The 16,384-nt window shown below is 61.3% G+C and carries 15 protein-coding genes; 10 read left to right on the forward strand and 5 right to left on the reverse strand.

The window, feature by feature from the left end:
- Nucleotides 1-77: 77 nt before the first annotated feature.
- Nucleotides 78-470 (reverse strand): hypothetical protein, encoded by a 393-nt coding sequence (locus tag SGJ19_06335; protein MDZ4779850.1) that lies wholly within the window; start codon nt 468-470, stop codon nt 78-80.
- Between the two features lie 316 nt (nt 471-786).
- On the opposite strand from SGJ19_06335, the gene SGJ19_06340 reads away from it, so the two are divergent.
- Complete coding sequence (locus tag SGJ19_06340; protein MDZ4779851.1) at nt 787-1,248, forward strand: hypothetical protein; 462 nt, start codon at nt 787-789, stop codon at nt 1,246-1,248.
- A gap of 86 nt (nt 1,249-1,334) precedes the next feature.
- On the opposite strand, the gene SGJ19_06345 is transcribed toward SGJ19_06340, so the two are convergent.
- Nucleotides 1,335-3,587, reverse strand: coding sequence for a glutamine amidotransferase (locus tag SGJ19_06345; protein ID MDZ4779852.1), 2,253 nt, complete (start codon nt 3,585-3,587; stop codon nt 1,335-1,337).
- A gap of 91 nt (nt 3,588-3,678) precedes the next feature.
- On the reverse strand, nt 3,679-5,049 hold the full coding sequence (locus tag SGJ19_06350; protein ID MDZ4779853.1) for an FAD-dependent oxidoreductase: 1,371 nt from the start codon (nt 5,047-5,049) through the stop codon (nt 3,679-3,681).
- Nucleotides 5,050-5,380: 331 nt separating this feature from the next.
- Here SGJ19_06350 and SGJ19_06355 point away from each other — a divergent pair, with 331 nt between their 5' ends.
- The 4 genes from SGJ19_06355 (at nt 5,381) to SGJ19_06370 (ending at nt 8,909) form a co-directional block, all read left to right on the forward strand.
- A complete protein-coding gene (locus tag SGJ19_06355) occupies nt 5,381-5,725 on the forward strand; it encodes an antibiotic biosynthesis monooxygenase (GenBank protein MDZ4779854.1) in 345 nt (114 codons plus the stop codon).
- 141 nt (nt 5,726-5,866) lie between these two features.
- The gene (locus SGJ19_06360; GenBank protein ID MDZ4779855.1) at nt 5,867-6,496 is read left to right on the forward strand and encodes a hypothetical protein; all 630 of its coding nucleotides are present in this window, start codon (nt 5,867-5,869) and stop codon (nt 6,494-6,496) included.
- Nucleotides 6,497-6,774: 278 nt separating this feature from the next.
- Complete coding sequence (gene scpB / locus SGJ19_06365) at nt 6,775-7,752, forward strand: SMC-Scp complex subunit ScpB (GenBank protein MDZ4779856.1); 978 nt, start codon at nt 6,775-6,777, stop codon at nt 7,750-7,752.
- Nucleotides 7,753-8,018: 266 nt separating this feature from the next.
- Nucleotides 8,019-8,909 carry a sugar phosphate isomerase/epimerase family protein gene (locus SGJ19_06370; protein MDZ4779857.1) on the forward strand — a complete coding sequence of 297 codons (891 nt, stop codon included), beginning with the start codon at nt 8,019-8,021 and terminating at the stop codon, nt 8,907-8,909.
- 300 nt (nt 8,910-9,209) lie between these two features.
- On the opposite strand, the gene SGJ19_06375 is transcribed toward SGJ19_06370, so the two are convergent.
- Nucleotides 9,210-9,641: a transposase gene (locus SGJ19_06375; GenBank protein ID MDZ4779858.1), complete on the reverse strand. Its 432-nt coding sequence runs from the start codon at nt 9,639-9,641 to the stop codon at nt 9,210-9,212.
- A 20-nt stretch (nt 9,642-9,661) separates the two neighbouring features.
- Between SGJ19_06375 and SGJ19_06380 the strand changes: the two genes are divergently transcribed.
- From SGJ19_06380 to SGJ19_06400, 5 genes are all read left to right on the forward strand, one after another.
- Nucleotides 9,662-9,883 (forward strand): hypothetical protein, encoded by a 222-nt coding sequence (locus SGJ19_06380; protein MDZ4779859.1) that lies wholly within the window; start codon nt 9,662-9,664, stop codon nt 9,881-9,883.
- 165 nt (nt 9,884-10,048) lie between these two features.
- Complete coding sequence (locus SGJ19_06385; GenBank protein ID MDZ4779860.1) at nt 10,049-10,216, forward strand: hypothetical protein; 168 nt, start codon at nt 10,049-10,051, stop codon at nt 10,214-10,216.
- Between the two features lie 94 nt (nt 10,217-10,310).
- The gene (locus SGJ19_06390) at nt 10,311-10,826 is read left to right on the forward strand and encodes a ubiquinol-cytochrome c reductase iron-sulfur subunit (GenBank protein MDZ4779861.1); all 516 of its coding nucleotides are present in this window, start codon (nt 10,311-10,313) and stop codon (nt 10,824-10,826) included.
- A gap of 117 nt (nt 10,827-10,943) precedes the next feature.
- A complete protein-coding gene (locus SGJ19_06395) occupies nt 10,944-11,993 on the forward strand; it encodes a cytochrome bc complex cytochrome b subunit (protein MDZ4779862.1) in 1,050 nt (349 codons plus the stop codon).
- 121 nt (nt 11,994-12,114) lie between these two features.
- A complete protein-coding gene (locus SGJ19_06400; protein MDZ4779863.1) occupies nt 12,115-13,731 on the forward strand; it encodes an ammonia-forming cytochrome c nitrite reductase subunit c552 in 1,617 nt (538 codons plus the stop codon).
- A gap of 164 nt (nt 13,732-13,895) precedes the next feature.
- On the opposite strand, the gene priA is transcribed toward SGJ19_06400, so the two are convergent.
- Nucleotides 13,896-16,178, reverse strand: a complete 2,283-nt coding sequence (priA, locus tag SGJ19_06405) for a primosomal protein N' (protein ID MDZ4779864.1) — start codon at nt 16,176-16,178, stop codon at nt 13,896-13,898.
- Nucleotides 16,179-16,384: the final 206 nt, after the last annotated feature.

Genomic DNA, 16,384 nt, shown 5'->3' on the forward strand with positions numbered 1-16,384 from the left:
ACTCGCTACGAAAAACTGAAACAAACATTTCTGGCAATCATCCAACTGGCCCTCGGATTCATCCGCCTAAAGCGGATTTAATCGTCAACAGAGCCTAGCCCTAGCCCAAGGCCGCGCGTGCGAACGAAGTGTATGGGGAGGACGATGATCGGCCCAGGGCAAATAACGAATGTCAAAGCCGCGTACTTCCATAGCGCAGTGGAACGCTGCAGGGCATCTGCTACGCACCATTGATAAATGAGTACCGCCGCAATGATCCCGGAGATCGTGTCAAGACGTCTCATTTGCTGTTCCGTTAACGGCAGAATTCCCTCGAAAAGACCCACCAGAAACATCACAACTAGCACGGCTATCAGGTATCGCCGCTTCTTCATCGAAAGCGCGTTCCAATCATTCGAGTCCTGCTCCGGCAAATCCAGTGCCTGCGATGGAGCAAGTGGCGATTGGTACGGATTGGGCGATTCGTCCATGCCTGAATCCTGTGTTGGGAATGAGCGACGCGATCCGAAGTGACACGCCGTAAACTCGACCGGCTTCAATCCTTCGGGACGCTAGCGCAATCCAGCCGACGAGTGATGCCGCAGTGATTTTAGGGGCCGATTCTAACGATTACAACGCCCGTGGACGGTTGGGACTCGCACTAACCCGCGCTCCGCCGATTCGCCACGTGCCATATTTCAAAGTGGACTCGACGAATCGATCTCTGAGAGCCACAGGATCTGCGTCCACGAATTATTTTCTTAGGCAGGAGTTCCGACCACGCTCGACCAGCTAACGACTGCGGCCATGCATTTGATCGTGGGAGGCATTGCGGCGAACCTCTTGGTGATTTGGTCGCTCGCGAATGTGGCAATCGGGGGCGAAGGCAGTCACATCAGCCGCGACCGAAGACTGCCGAGTGATTCGGATGGACAATTGTTTGGGATGTTATTTGCAGTCGGTGGATTGTGTGGACTCGGCGTGGCTGTCATCACCGGCTTTCCGCAGGACCCGCTGTATCTTGGCGCCACGGCGGCGGTCGCCTTCGTGGTGGGCCTGGTCGTCACGTTGCCGCGCGTCGCGAAGTTGAACGAATCGTATCTCAGCCGAGCAGCGACCAATCTCGAAGAAGGCAACTACAAAGAAGCCCTCGAAGACGCCAGCGAAGTCGCGCGGAGTTCGGAACGTCTTCGCGAACGAGCAAATCAAATCGTCGAGGCCGCGCGAGAAATGCGCAATCGGCAACCGCTGGGCGGATTGTCACTGTAGTAGCAAGCTGGGCGCGCAGACGCAGCGCAACCAAGCCGGCACGTGAACGCTCGGCCGCGCGCAACGAACGCGGCGCGCGCCGAGCGTTAAACCAGGCCCCAGCGCTTACGCAGATACCATTCCGTCGCCAGCAGACTCACGAAGGCGATGAGGACGAGCCAGTTGTCCCACAAAGATTGCTTAGTTTCGCTGGAGACATCCGAGTCGCGGGCTTTGTCTTGCAACTCGCGCAAGAGCGCCGGCAATTGTTCCGGGGGCAGGCTGCGGCCACCGGTCATCGCAGCGAGGGAAGCAAGCGAAGCCGGATCCGCGGCGGGGTTGTCGAGTTCCAAGTCTTGAGCAAAGACCAGGAACCGCGATTTGCCTTGGCCGAGGGATTTCCCGTCCTTCGTACCCTCGACGTCGAGCGTGTAGTCGCCCGCTTCCAGGCCGCCGAGAAACGTGCCGAGCGCCTGGTCACCTTGTCGAGCGAGGCCAATACTTTGCGTCTTGCCGTCAGGTGACGTGACACGCGCGGTGAATTCCGCGCCGGTCACCGGCAGGCCGTCGGCGTCGAGCGCGCCGGAGGTAAACTCCACCCGCGCGGCGGGGCTGAAGCGGCGCTCGGCGAGTTTGATCCAGACCGAACCGTCCGTGGCTTCGTCTTTCCGTGCGAGCCAAAGAATCGTTTGTCGCCAGAACCGTCGATGGGCGTCTTCGTGTCCACTGAGGGCCCAACGCCAGGTGGAATCTCCGGCGAACGCCAGCACGCGTCCGAGGCCGTACGGCTTTTCCACGAGTAGCGGCGCCTTATCTTCACTTTCCGCCAACACATTCGCACCACGCTTGGTGCGGCGGAAGCGATTCGCACCTTCCAGCGCTGGCAACGCGCGCCAGAGCGCTACGTTTTGATCGCGCGGCCCGAGCGCCATGATCGGATGCCGCGCGCCAAAAACCTCGGTCGGCAGCATTTTCACTTCGCCGCTGACATGCAGGTCGGTGGCAATCGGCGCGTCGAAATCTTGGCGCTCGGTGCGTTGGATTTCGATCGGGAGCACGTCGTTGAGTTTGGTGCCTTGATATCCGCCGGGGCCGAAGCTGTGAAATCCGCCCAGCATGATCAATCCTGCGCCTTCCTCGACGCGCGTGGCCAGCAACTCCAACTCCGCGGGATCGAAGGCCCGTTGGTCCAAATCACCGAAGATATAGACGTCATACTTGCCAGGCTGAAACGCACTCGCCAATTCAGCGGGGCGCGTCGTGGGGTCTTGCGCGTTCAATCGCCAGGCGTCGAGCTGAATGTCCTGCGAGGCGTCGAGCGCGCGGTAAATCCACTTTTGTTCACTGCGGACGGCGCCTTCGAGATAGAGCACGCGCAGGCCGCCGGCCAATACCGTGACGAACGTGCTCATCTCATTGTTGGTACGGACCAGTTCCCCAGGCGCGGCGGCCACGCGGAGCGTAAGCTTGAATTCGCCGGCCGTTTCCGGGATGTAGCTCAGAATCACGTTCTGGCGCACGTTTTGTTCAGGAATCTTCACCGGCACGGAATCCACCACGATCATCTTGCCCGGCGCCGATTCCGACAGCAGTTCCACGGTCATCGATTGCCCGGGAAACCCATCGGCTTGGAGCGTGCCTTCCACGACCAACTCATTTTTGACGAACGTGGTGCGCGCCGTGACGAGCTCGCGAATGGCGACGTCGCGCGTTTGCCCGAGCCCGCGCGGTTGTCCGAAAGTCAGCGTATAGATCTGCGATCCTTGGTCCGCCAGCCGGCGCGCGACGTTTTGCGGCAACTGATCGCGCGGCGGCAGCGCCCGTTGCGCGCCGTCGCTGGCCACAATGATCGCCGCCAGGCGGCCCCCGGATTCGCGATCCAGCACGTCGGCGATCGCCGAGCCCAGCGCCGTTTGGTCTCCTTCGGGCGGGCCGCCCAGGTCGAATTTTTCCGCCGTGAATGGGCGCGGCGCGAGCGTGCGATCGAATTCGTACAGTTTGAGGTTGCTCTCCTCGGCTAACTCCCCAAATGCTGGCCAGGCGTCGCTGAACGCGCGGGTCAATTCGTCCCAGCGGGTACGATTGCCGGCCGCGTCGGCAACCAGCATGCTGCGGGACCGATCGACGAGCACGCCGATCGTGGCGGATTGCCGTTCGATCTTCGTGTAGACAAGCGTTGGACGCAGCAGCACCGCGACGACCAGCAGAATCACGCCCAACCGCAACGCGGCCAGGGTCCGCGAACGCCGCGTGGAAAGGGGCAAGCTGCGTTGGCTCCAGAACCATAGCACCAAGAGCAGCAGCGCCGCCAGCGCCACCGCCCAATATGCTACGACAGGAACCAACACCAACCGCGTCATCGCCACTCCTTGGGAACCTCGTAATTATAGGGGGCAATTGCGAAGTCGTGCGACGGCAACGTCGCGCCGCGGACAATTCCCTGGTCCACAATTACGACCGCCGCCACGAGTGCCACTTCTGCAGCCAGCCCTCGATGCGGGGCGACCGGCGTTCGCGCACGAATTTGCTGGTCAGCCGCTGAAACGCCGCGGCTTGCGCTGGGTCACAGAAATGAGTTTTTGCAATCGCCTTAAGTCCCAGCCCATTCGTCATGGCCAGGACCACGGGAGCAAGGAGGCCGCCGGCATTTGGCCCCACAGCCAAGGCGCCGAGAATGCGGTCGGTTCCGAATGCCGTTTCCATCTCGATGAAGCCTGGGGCTGCGCCGGTTGTGAGGCAGTCGTCGATCTCGCTCAATTCCGCGCGATGGACGTCAATTTCCCATGGTTCCTCGGCCGCCGCACTCGGCGAAAGCCAGACGCGCGCGATTTCAGGGTCGGTAAGCGTGCAGTGCGGCAACATGAGCCCCGTCGTCCGGCGATAACGTAACAGCATCGCATTGCACGCAGCGAGGCGCGCGAAGACTTCGGGATAGTCGGCGTGGTCAGAGCCGCAAACGCTACCAGCTGCAAAGATGGCCGGATTCGACGTCCGCAGCCAATCATCGACTTGGACGCCTTGATCTCCGCATTTGACGCCAGCCTTGTCCAGTCCCAGATCCACGGCGTTTGGTTTCCGTTCGCCAGCGACGAGGATTTCGTCGGCGATCAGTTTTAGTCGGTCGCCATTTCGGGCAACAATCACCACCTTGGCCGCGCCGGCGCGATCGACTTGCGTCGGTGTCCAACCCAGGCGCAGCGTGATGCCTTCGCGCTCGAACTGTCGCTGGACAATCGCCGCGGCTTCGGGGAGCTCGCCGGGAAGCAAGGTTTCGCGGGCATCAACCAGATGCACTTCGGCGCCGAGTCGCCGAAATGCCTGAGCAAATTCGCAGCCCGCGGCACCGGCGCCGAGGACGATCAAGCGACGTGGCAACGCATCGAGTTCGTAGACCGCGGCTTCGGTGAGATAGCCTTGCGTTTCCAATCCCGGTAACTCCGGCGGCGCCATTCGGCTGCCGATGGCGATCACCGCGCGTCGAAAACGGAGTGTCTGGTCGCCGACCTGAAGTTGATCGGGACCCACAAACTGCGCATTGCCAAAAAACAGGTCGATCTGGGGATTTAGCGCATCCATCATGCGCTGAATCGCCGCGGCCCGCGACGCACGGACCTTCGCCATGATTTCAGCGAACGGAGTTGCAATGGTGCATCGCGCTTGATGCGACCTGAGCGCGGCCTGCAGAAGGGCGCGGCGTGGAATCTGTCCGGAAAAAATGCGCCGGCCGCCGAGTTGTTCGCGTTCGACGATCGCGGCCTTGCCGCCGAGCTTGACCGCTTCCAATGCGGCGGCGATGCCCGCCGTGCCCCCGCCAATGGCCACGAGATTGTATCGCGAAATGGGCTCAGGGCTTTTCCGGCCCGTTGGCCAAGGCTCGGTATCGATCGCGGTACTCGGTTCCATTGTCGGCGGCGGTTCCACTTGCATCCTCGATCGACGGCGAGAAACTGACTACCGACGCGAACCCAACCGCCTGGAGGCGCGTCGACATCGTGTGACTGTACGCCTTGAGCCGAAGACTGACTAGGCTCCGTTTGATAAACAGCATTCGGGTGCCACTGGCGGCTTGTCCGCCAGTGAGTTGCGGCGTCAACTCCAGCACTGGCGGACGAGCCGCCAGTGGCACCCAGTCGCAGCTTTTCCAGGAATGACCATGAGCGATCCCTCTCCCAGCCAATTGAGCTCGTGCTATGCGGTGATTTTCTCGTCGCAGCGCACTGTTGTGGACGCCGCCGGTTATGCCACGATGGCGGGCGAAATGGACCGTCTCGCAAGGTTGCAGCCCGGGTTCCTGGGCATCGAAAGCACTCGCGGCGCCGATGGCTTCGGAATCACGATCTCCTATTGGGATTCCGAGGCAGCGATCCGTAACTGGGGCCGACATGTCGAGCATCTAGTCGCACAAGACTTGGGCCGAGAAAAGTGGTATGCCACGTATCGTTTGCGAGTCGCCAAAATCGAGCGCGAGCGCCAATTTAAGGCGAGTGCCTCGCAATGAACATGAGTCGACGTAGTTCGCCCATTTCACCCGACTTACCCGTGCGAAATGCGGCGTTGTCTCAATTCACGTCGACAAACTATGATGCTGACGTCTTGATAGTGTCGTTTCGCGTGCGCCAACCGGACAAGGACGTCGGTGTTGAAGGAATCGCTCGTAACTGGTGAAGCCGGCCCGACTTGGCAAGCGTGCCGCTGGGGCGTCGTATTGCTCTGCCTGACGTTGGTCCCAGGCGTGGCATTCGTCGGCCAGGGCATTGGCCGCTGGCTGCGCGTCCAAACCGCCAGCCGCTGGAACACGCGGATGGAGTTCGAAGCAAATAGCTCGGAGGAACCGCCGGCGAAGGGTCTGGTCGACGCGCCAGCCGTTTCCATGGAGCCGCCGCCGGCGATCGCTCCCGCCGAAAGTGCTGCGATGTACGCCGGCGGTCGACAAGAGACTGCGCCCGACGATCATGGCACGAGTCTGGGTGTGATTCCTGTTTCGCATTCCGTCGAGGAAACAGCGAACCATCATCAGCCGGAAAGCCCAACGACGGCCGCTGTCGATCGATTCACCGATCTCGAACAAATACTTCGCGAGCGAGGCGCGATTTCGTATGCCTTGGAATCGGACCGCCGCAGCCGTTTAGCGTACCGGTTCGTCTGTGTGATGCCGCCGGAGCGCGCCGGGGAAGCGGAACGCACCGTGGAGGCCTCGGGCAGCACTGCCTTGGAGGCCATCCAGCGCGTCGTGCGGCAACTGGGCCCGCACCCGAGCGCCGCGCGCTAAGCCCTTGTCGGGGCAGTGCTTTCGCCCTAGTCTGTGAGGCATCAGTCCGGGGTTTCCTGGTGGCCAAGCATAACCCTCGACGGGTGTCCGCGATGCGGGATGGGTTGCGAATTTCGTCTCCCTGGGGAAAGTCGTGCCCTGCGCTGCGCTATCGCCACCCTCTGAATGTGGGGGCGAACACGGTTCGCCGGCGAATTCCGGTGGCCATTCCGCGCCAGGAAATTGCCAAAACAGAGCCAAAAACACGTGTTTTGGGACCAGCCGCCCGAGCTGAAGCGATGGCCCGTTTGGAGGCCGTGCTGTTCGTCGCCGGCGAACCATTCAATGGCAGGAAATTGGCCCAGTTCGCGGGCTTGGCGGACGGTACCTCAGCGCGTACATTGATTCGCCAACTGAACCAGTTTTACGATCGGCAAGGGGCGGCTTTCCGCGTTGCAGACGTGGCGGGCGGTTTTCAATTGCTGACTCGACCAAAGTTCAGCAAGTGGCTACGCCGATTGTTTCCTACGCCCGTCGAGATGCGACTTTCCGGACCGGCGATGGAAACGCTCGCCGTCGTGGCATACCGGCAGCCGGTGCTGCGGGCCGAGATCGAAGCAATCCGCGGCGTGCAGTGCGGTGAAATGCTGCGGCAGTTGTTGGAGCGGGATTTGGTTCGCATTAGCGGCCGCGCCGAAGAGTTGGGGCGGCCGTTTGTTTACGCAACGACGAGAAGATTTTTGCAGCTATTCGGCCTGCGGCATCTGGATGACCTGCCTCGCGCCGAGTTTCTGCGAACGCCGTCGACTTCGCCACGCACTGCGGCGGGGGAGACGACCGAGCGGAATCACGAGTCAAAACCACATGTGGACGCGAACGAGGAGTCTGAAGTGACTATCGCAGACATTGAGCAATGGGAGAGTGCGGACGGAGGCGCGGACGCTGCGCCGCGACTGTTGGATCGCGACTGGCTGGCCGACGCAATGGACGCCCGGACCTCCGAGCCGCGCGCGGAAGACGACGATGACGACTTGGAAGATGAGGATGACGACGACCTGGACGATGATGACGACGACGACGACGACGATGACGTCGACGACGAAGAGGAAGAGGATGAATGGGAAGAGGTGGACGACGAGGACGATGAAGAAGATGACGACGAAGAGGATGACGAAGACGACGACGACTGGGAAGATGACGACGAGGACGATGACGATTGGGACGACGACGAAGACGACGACGAGGAAGTTGAAGAAGAAGCCGGGGACGCGGAGTAGTCGTCCGGAAGTTGGTTGCTTGAACTCAGCATGATCTTCAGCGGGAACTCGGCGATCGCGTCGGGTTCCCGCTTTTTTTTGCGCGCAACATTGCGATCCAAGCCCAGGGAAGGCCCTCGGAGACGTATCGATTGCCATCGGCTTCGGTGGCCTTCCCTGGGTTTAGGGCGCGCGGATCGCCGCTCAACTTAGTAGCGAGCGCTATGGCTCGCGGCTATACTGCCCGACGCTGCACTTCGCGAACCCGTCGATCAGGAAAACTCGCCATGTCCCTTTCACGACGAGCATTTCTCCAAGCTGCACAGGCCTCGGCCGTCACCCTCGGACTTGGCGCCGGCTTTCGCCCCACGTTCGCGGCGGAACCTGCCAGGCCACGGCTGAAGAAGGCCGTCAAGTTCGGCATGGTGCAGACCGACGGGTCGATCGAAGACAAGTTCGCGCTGCTCAAGGAGCTCGGCTTCGAAGGCGTGGAACTCGATAGCCCCAGCGACGTCGATCGCGACGCCGCGGTGGCCGCGCGCGACAAGACCGGCATCGACATTCACGGCGTGGTCGATTCGATCCACTGGAACGTGCGGCTCTCCGATCCGGATCCGGCCGTCCGCGCGAAAGGACTTGAGGGCCTCCAGACAGCCATCGAAGATTGCCATTTCTACGGCGGCACGACGGCGCTCCTCGTGCCTGGCAAGGTCGCCGATTCCGCCCATGAGAACTTCGACCAGGTCTGGGAGCGCAGCACGGCGGAGGTGCGCAAGGCGCTGCCGCTCGCCGAAGCGAAAAACGTCAAGATCGCCATCGAAGTCGTTTGGAACGATTTTCTCACCACGCCCGAGCAACTGGTGAAGTACGTCGACCAGTTCGACTCGCCCTTCGTCGGCGCGTACTACGATTGCAGCAACATGCTGAAGTACGGCGTCTCATCCGCGGATTGGATCCGCGCCCTCGGCAAGCGCATGCTCAAGTTCGACTTCAAAGGCTACAGCCACGACAAAAAGTGGGTGGCCATCGGCGCAGGGGACGAGAATTGGCCCGAGGTGCTGAAAGCCCTCGACGAAGTCGGCTACGAAGGCTGGGCCACAGCCGAAGTCGGCGGCGGGGGGCGCGACGTGCTGCAGGATATCGCGGAGCGGATGAACCGGGTGCTAGGGTTGGGGTAAAGCATAGCAAGATTGCCGAATATGGACATGTTCTAGAATCGCGCCTTCAAATGCGCTCTGCGACGCCTTCGCATGACATTGCGAAAAGAGTCACTGGAATGGTCTATCGATTTTGTCCGTGACTATTCTGACGGAGATCGCTTTCCAAGAGTGCTGGAAATTGACGCAGACTCCGATGATCGCGACGACTTTATTGAATCGATTCAGAAAACGGACCTCAGCTCACAACCACTTGGAAGCGATCGCCGATTCATTGTGCCGAAGGACGACCTGTCTTCTGTAACCGTTGACGCACCGCCATTACGGCGCGGCGGTTTGCGTGGGTGCGACGGCGGCGGCTGGTGGCGTTTTGTCGTACTTGATCGCGCGAGGCGTGGATGTTTTGAGGCCCCAGAGGTCAGGCAGGAGTGGGCGGATGGCGGCGGTGTCGGTGGGAAGCATCACTGGTAGTTGGCGGAGCACGTCCGCGAGGTAAGCATTCACATCGAGGTGATCGAGCCGCGCGGATTGTACGACGGAATACAACGTCGCCGCGTTCTGGCCGCCGCGCAGGCTGCCAAAGAACAGATAACTCTTGCGGCCGATCGTCACCGGCCGCAGCGAGCGTTCCAAGTGGTCCGCGAGTTGGCTGCGGCCGTCGTCGAAGAACCGCGTGAGTGCGGCGCGGCGGTTCAAGGCGTAGCCGATCGCCTCGGCCAGCTTCGTTCGACCACGCCCAACAGCCGTGCCGATTCGGGGGCGGTTACGTTACGTTGAAGTGGTATCGTTCCAGTGGCCTGGCCACGAACCGCCCCAGCGAACACGAGATCGTGGCGCAGGTTATCCTACCGTTGATGATCGCATTGGGTTGGTCGGAACAGCTGCTTGCCGTTGAATGGCACAAGATCGATCTGGCCGTATTCCGGGGTACGCCGACAGACGCGGAGCATTGCGAACTCGTCTGCGAGGCCAAGGCGATCGGGCCATCACTTTGAGCCTTCCCTGGGCTTATTGAGCGTGGCCTGGCATCAGTTGCGCGCGCCAAGCCGTGTGCGATAGCGTGCGGCGGCGGTCGCGGGCGTGCTAACTCGGCACAGGTTGATTTTTTCTGACGAATGACGCATGATTGTCCGCTGGCTACCCGAATTGGAGATGGACGCATGACCGCCGCAGAGCATTCCTCACCAAGTCCGTTCACGGATCAGCAGCAGCAGAAGATGCGGAAAGACGATATTTTCTGCAGCGAATCCGTGCTGGGCGTGGTGTTGAGCGTGGTGGTGATCGGCGTCGTGATGATGACGGTAACTGTGCTGTTGGTGTGGCGGTAAATCCTGTTCTGGATGGTCCGTTAGCGCTTCGCAAAACGAAGTAATACGTCGAGCAGGATAACTCGGCACGTGAATAGCTGCTCTGAGGCGGACGATGAGCGCTGCACACACTCACCTCGCAGAGGATGCGCCCGGTTCTGAGCCGGACCGGCGAAGCTTTCTGGCCACGACGTCTTCGGTGGCGATGACGGTCGGACTGGCCGCGAGCTACGGCACGTTCTTTGCAATCGCCGGGCGATTCATGTATCCGGCCGGGCCCGACGTCATGGGCTGGATGTACGTGGCCACGATCGACTCCATGAAGAGCGGCGATGCGCTGACATACTTTGCGCCGAGCGGCGCGAAGGTGGTGATCGCGCGGCAAGGCGACAAGGGAACGATCGACGATTTCATCGCGCTGTCGAGCACCTGCCCTCACTTGGGCTGCCAGGTGCATTGGGAAGCAGTGAACGATCGGTTTTTCTGCCCTTGCCATAACGGAACATTCGATCCGCAAGGCAAACCGACCGGCGGCCCGCCCAAGGATGCGAACCAGTCGTTGCCGCACTATTCCCTGCGGATCGAGAACGGGCTGCTGTTTATCGAAGTGCCGGTGGACCGGGTGGTGTAGTGGGAGGAGTAAATGAGTAACGGAGGGATTGAAAGCGGCGGTTGGCTTTTTTGACACGCGATTGTTTCTCGGAAGATTCTTTTCTCCTCTACTCCTTTTCTCCTCGACTTCTCCCTCATGGGCTTCCTCACCGACTGGATCAGCGAGCGGATTCCAATCTCCGGGGATCAGCTGCGCGAGTTCACCAATGAGCCGGTGCCGAATCATTTGAAACGGTGGTGGTTCTGCCTGGGAGGAACGCCGGCGTATTGCTTTGTCGTGCAGATCGTGACCGGGATTCTGCTGGCGTTCTACTACTCGCCTTCGCCGCAAACGGCCTACGAGTCGATTCACTATATCACTGACGAGGCCGCCTACGGCTGGTACCTGCGCAGCCTGCACAAGTGGGGCGCGACGTTCATGATCGCGGCGGTGATTTTGCACCAGATGCGCGTGTATTTCACGGCCGCATATCGCCGCCCACGCGAGTTGAACTGGGTGATCGGCATGTGCCTGTTGATGTGTACCCTGCTGGTGGGTTTCACGGGCTACAGCCTGGTCTTCGAGCAACTGAGTTACTGGGGCGCGACGGTCGGGGCGAATATCGCCGACACGGTGCCGGTCGTGGGAAACTTTGGCAAGCAGATGTTGCTGGGCGGCAATACCTACAACGAGCGGACGCTGTCGCGGTTCTTTATCCTGCACGCGGCGGTGTTGCCGGCCACCATGGTGCTCTTGCTGATCGTGCACATCACGTTCATTCGCTTGCAGGGCGTGACGGAATTGCATTTCGAGGACGAGCCCGCGGAGAAGCAAGGGGGTTTCTTCAACTTCTTCCCGGATCATCTCTATACCGAGATCATCATGGGCTTGGTGCTGATGCTGATGCTCAGCGCCTTGGCTACCATCCTGCCGGCCACCATGGGCGACAAGGCGGACCCGCTATCCACGCCAGAGGTGATCAAGCCGGAGTGGTTTTTCTACGTCGCGTTCCGTTGGTTGAAATGGTTTCCCGGCACGTTCGCAGTGCTGAGCACCGGGTTCATCGTGACGTCGATGTTCATCTGGCCGTGGGTCGATAAATTCCTCCAGAAACGCGGCTGGCAGGACGCTAGCGTGTACTTGGGCATCGTCGCGGTGTGTTTGCTGGTCGGAATCACGGTGTATGAGGCGGCGGTGCCGCATTGAATAGTGAACGGGAACCGCCGATTCCTTCGTCATTTCAGCATTCAGATTTCGGCCTTCGACATTCCGCACGCGTCGACTTCCAAGCGTTCGCACCACATTCCCTCGCTCGCAACAGAACAACATGACTCTCACCGCCAAAAAGTGGATCATCGCCGTGCTCGGCGCGGCGTTTTTGGTTTCCTTGATCTTCGTGCAATGGATGGAAGTCGAGCGGAAGCGCGAGGAGATTGGGGCGGTGGCGCCGCATATCGTGGTGCCAGTGAGCAGCCAGCAGTGCGTGACCTGCCATGCGCAGTCATCGCCGGGGATCATCGACCACTGGAAGGGAAGCACGCATGCCGTGAAGGGAGTCGGCTGTGTCGATTGCCACATTGCGCAGAAAGGGGACGTCGACGGCTTCGATCACTACGGGCATCACATCGCCACGGTGATCACGCCGAAAGACTGCGGACGCTGCCATCAACAGGAAACCGAAGAGTTCATGGCCAGCCACCACGCTAAGGCGGGGAATATCCTGGCGTCGCTGGATAATTTTCTCGCGGAAACGGTGGAAGGCTCGAAAGTTCCGTTCAATCCGCACTCGCCTACACCAGGGATGGAAGTCACGCAAGTCAACGGCATGGCGAGCGCCTTCACGGGCTGTTTGCAATGCCACGGCAGCAAAGTGGCGCTGCAATCTAAAGACGGGGCGATGATCACGGTCGACGATCTCAAACCGGACGACAAAGGGCAGCCGACGAATCAAGCGATTCTGGCTTCGATCGCGCGCGATGACAGCGGGCGGCCGAAGTTTCATACCGGGACCTGGCCGAATACCGGTATCGGGCGTTTGAATTTGGATGGCTCGCGCGGCTCGTGTTCCGCATGTCATAGCCGTCACGATTTTTCCCCACGGCGCGCTCGCCAGCCGGAAAACTGCGGCAAGTGCCACTTGGGTCCGGATCATCCGCAGAAGGAAATCTACGAGGAATCGAAGCATGGCGTGGCGTTTCGCGATTTGCACGCCAAGATGAATCTCGACGCCAAGGACTGGGTGCTGGGCAAGGACTATTCGCAAGCGCCGACGTGCGCGACGTGCCATATGTCGGCTAACACCCGGAACGGCGAGAAGGTGACGCATGATCCGGGAACGCGGATTTCTTGGACGAATCGACCGCCGGTGAGTTTGAAGATGGACACCGACGCTGAGGGGAAGATCGTCAAGGATCTCGATCCGGAGGTGCGGCGGAAGACGATCGTCAAGACTTCGGAAGAGCGGCGGACGGAGATGAAGAACGTCTGCTCGCATTGCCACACGCCCGATTACATCAACGGGTTCTACAAGCAATACGACGATTTCGTCGTCAACTACAACGAGAAGTTTGCCAAGCCAGGGCAGATGATTATTGGGGCGCTCCGCGAGCAGAAACTGCTGACGCCGCAGGAGTTCGATGAGAAGATCGAGTGGACCTGGTTCTACCTCTGGCATCACGAAGGACGCCGCGCAAGGCATGGCGCGTCAATGATGGCGCCGGACTACGCACACTGGCACGGCATGTACGAAGTGGCCGAGCGGTTTTATCAGGAACTGATCCCGGAAGCGCGGGAAATCGCCGATCACGCCCAGGAATCCGGTAACCAGGCGGGCGCCGACGCGGTGCGCAAGGCGATCGATGATTTGCTCGCGCGACCGGAACACCAGTGGTTCGAGCAGCAGTTGAAGCCGAAGGAGACGAGCGCGAGCGCGGCGGCGCCTTAATATCGATACCGCGAGTGCTCAATTAAGCACTGGTTTTCGGGTGCGGGGGTGCCACTGGCGGCTCGTCCGCCAGTGCGGGGTGAACGCTGATTGCCGACTCAACGCCGACACTGGCGGACGAGCCGCCAGTGGCACCCAATCCATTCGTTTGCGTTTGCCATACGCTAGAGCATATCAATCGGATCGATGTCGATGATCCATTGGACGTCGTCTGGGGGTTTGGCGCCGGATGTTGCGCCAGAGATGGCCGCGCGGAGTCCGTTCGCGTCGAGTGATTGAAACTGGACATGAAAACGGTAGTTGTCGCGGAGCTTGGCGATCGGTGCCGGTGCAGGGCCGAGCGTGCGCGCCGCCACGCTACGGGCGGTGAAGGCCATTTGGATTTCTGCGGCCAATTGTTGCGCAAAGGCTTCGGCTTGTTTTTCGCGCGGACCGCGGACCACGAGTCGGGCCATCGCCCCATAGGGCGGGTAACCGAGGGCTTCGCGGATGGGGAGCTCGCCGGCGGCGAACGTTTGGTAGTCGTGGCGGACCGCGGCCTGGATCGCGGGATGATCGGGATTGAAGGTTTGAATGAGCACGCGCCCGCCGCGCTCGCCGCGTCCGGTGCGGCCGGCGACCTGCACTAAGAGTTGAAAGGTGCGCTCGGCGGCGCGGAAGTCCGGCAAGTGGAGCGCGGTGTCGGCATTCACGACGCCGACGAGGCTCACGTTAGGGAAATCCAGCCCTTTGGCGATCATCTGCGTACCAAGCAGGATCCGCACGTCGCCAGCGCGGAATTGTTCGAGCGCTTTCTCATGGCTGCCGTGCGATTGCATGGAGTCGGTATCCATCCGCAGGCAGCGAAACCTGGGAAAGCGCGCGCGGACTTCGTGTTCCAGCTTTTGAGTGCCGAAACCGCCGTAACGAATGCCAGGGAACGTGCATTCAGGGCACTTGGCCGGCGCGGGGATCTGGTAGTCGCAGTAGTGGCAGAGCGCGATCTGGTCCGCCACGTGATGCGTGAGCGCGATTTCGCAGTGCGGGCATTGCAGCACCGAGCCACAGGCCGGGCATTGGATGTGCGTGGAAAAGCCGCGACGATTCAGGAGCAGGATCACCTGGCCGCCTTGCTCCAGCGCCTGATTCATGGCGATCGCGAGTTGCCGGCTGAGCGCCCCCCGCGAAAGCTTGTCGACGAAATCGACGCGCAAGTCGACCGTGACGACATCGGGCAACGGGCGGCCTTCGACACGGCGCGGGAGCTCGACGAGATCGTATTCGCCGCGCTGGGCGCGGAGAAACGATTCCAGCGACGGCGTCGCCGAGCCGAGCACCAGCGGCACGCCTTCATCGCGGGCGCGTTCCAGCGCTACGTCGCGGGCATGGTAGCGCGGTGTGGAGTCCTGCTTGAAGGAACCTTCGTGCTCCTCGTCCATGACGATCAGCCCGAGGTGCGGCGTGGGGGCGAAGACGGCGCTCCGCGCGCCGACCACGACTGGCACGCGCCCTTCGGCGATGCGCTGCCAGTGCCAGTGGCGTTCGCTGTCGGTCAGATGGCTGTGCAGGACGGCGACTTCCTCGAAACGTTCGCGGAAGCGGTGCTTGGTTTGCGGGGTGAGGCTGATTTCGGGGACGAGCACGATCGCCTGGCGGCCGAAGCGGACGACTTCCTGGATCGCGCGGATGTAGACTTCCGTCTTGCCGCTGCCGGTGATGCCGTGCAACAGGACGGTGCGGTGCTCGCGGGAGTTGAGTTGCCGCAGGATGGCGTCCAGGGCGGCCTGTTGATCGGGGTTGAGGACGAGGTTCGCGCGCTGCGCGACCGGGGCTTCGTCATGCTCGCGCGTGCGAATCCGGGCTTCGGCCGTGACCAGAAGGCCATGCTTGCGAAGAGTTTGAATCGGCGCAGGCGTGCAACCGCAAAGCCGCGCCCATTGCTGCGCGGTCATGGGGGGGGGATCGCCGAAGAGTTTTTTAGCGATCTGGAGTTGCTTCTCTTTGAGCTTGAGGTCGCGGAGGAGTTCCTTGGCGTTCGGAGCGAGGGAGAGCAGAACCGTCTTACGCGTGCCGGCCTGTTGGCGGACGCCGGCGGGGACGACCGTTTCGAAGACCTGGCCCAGTGGGGCGAGGTAATGCAGGGCCATCCATTGCGTGAGCCGCACCATCGCCGGGGAAAGCAGCGGTTCGCGATCGACGAGTCCTTCAATGCTCTTGAGCGGTTTGCGGCCCACCGCCTTGCTGGTGACGCGAAGGCAATAGGCGACGACCGTGCGATCGCTCTTGCCAAAGGGAACGCGGACCCGTTGGCCGGGCTGGATGACCCCGCGCCAACGATCGGGGACGATGTAATCGAACTCCGCGGCCGGACCGCGCGGAAAGAGCACGGTGGCCACCAGCCGTTCCTCGGCGTCGTCCAGTTCCCATTCGACGGGCTCGTCGGCAAAAAGCCGCTGCTGTTCGGACATCGGGAAGCGGTGGACCAGAACCCGTTGATGGAGGGGAGGCGGCGGCCCTTCCAGTCTCCTGGTTCGCAGCCGGGCTGACAAACCCCTGCCGGATCGGCGGCCGGACTCCAGGACGACTGCATTCTCAGATTCGCGAACCGAGTTGGGGTCGGGTTGCGTAGGAGGAGTTAGCCGTTGTGGCGGGAGGGACCGCTTGGGCCAGGGCT

It is taken from the genome of Planctomycetia bacterium (assembly GCA_034440135.1).
Classification (GTDB): Bacteria; Planctomycetota; Planctomycetia; order Pirellulales; family JALHLM01; genus JALHLM01.

Excerpts from the sequence above, each read along its gene's own strand:
- SGJ19_06335 (MDZ4779850.1), bottom strand. The coding sequence starts at position 470 with ATGGACGAATCGCCCAATCCGTACCAATCGCCACTTGCTCCATCGCAG.
- SGJ19_06340 (MDZ4779851.1), top strand. The coding sequence starts at position 787 with ATGCATTTGATCGTGGGAGGCATTGCGGCGAACCTCTTGGTGATTTGG.
- SGJ19_06345 (MDZ4779852.1), bottom strand. The coding sequence starts at position 3,587 with ATGACGCGGTTGGTGTTGGTTCCTGTCGTAGCATATTGGGCGGTGGCG.
- SGJ19_06355 (MDZ4779854.1), top strand. The coding sequence starts at position 5,381 with ATGAGCGATCCCTCTCCCAGCCAATTGAGCTCGTGCTATGCGGTGATT.
- scpB (MDZ4779856.1), top strand. The coding sequence starts at position 6,775 with ATGGCCCGTTTGGAGGCCGTGCTGTTCGTCGCCGGCGAACCATTCAAT.
- SGJ19_06370 (MDZ4779857.1), top strand. The coding sequence starts at position 8,019 with ATGTCCCTTTCACGACGAGCATTTCTCCAAGCTGCACAGGCCTCGGCC.
- SGJ19_06385 (MDZ4779860.1), top strand. The coding sequence starts at position 10,049 with ATGACCGCCGCAGAGCATTCCTCACCAAGTCCGTTCACGGATCAGCAG.
- SGJ19_06390 (MDZ4779861.1), top strand. The coding sequence starts at position 10,311 with ATGAGCGCTGCACACACTCACCTCGCAGAGGATGCGCCCGGTTCTGAG.
- SGJ19_06395 (MDZ4779862.1), top strand. The coding sequence starts at position 10,944 with ATGGGCTTCCTCACCGACTGGATCAGCGAGCGGATTCCAATCTCCGGG.
- SGJ19_06400 (MDZ4779863.1), top strand. The coding sequence starts at position 12,115 with ATGACTCTCACCGCCAAAAAGTGGATCATCGCCGTGCTCGGCGCGGCG.
- priA (MDZ4779864.1), bottom strand. The coding sequence starts at position 16,178 with ATGTCCGAACAGCAGCGGCTTTTTGCCGACGAGCCCGTCGAATGGGAA.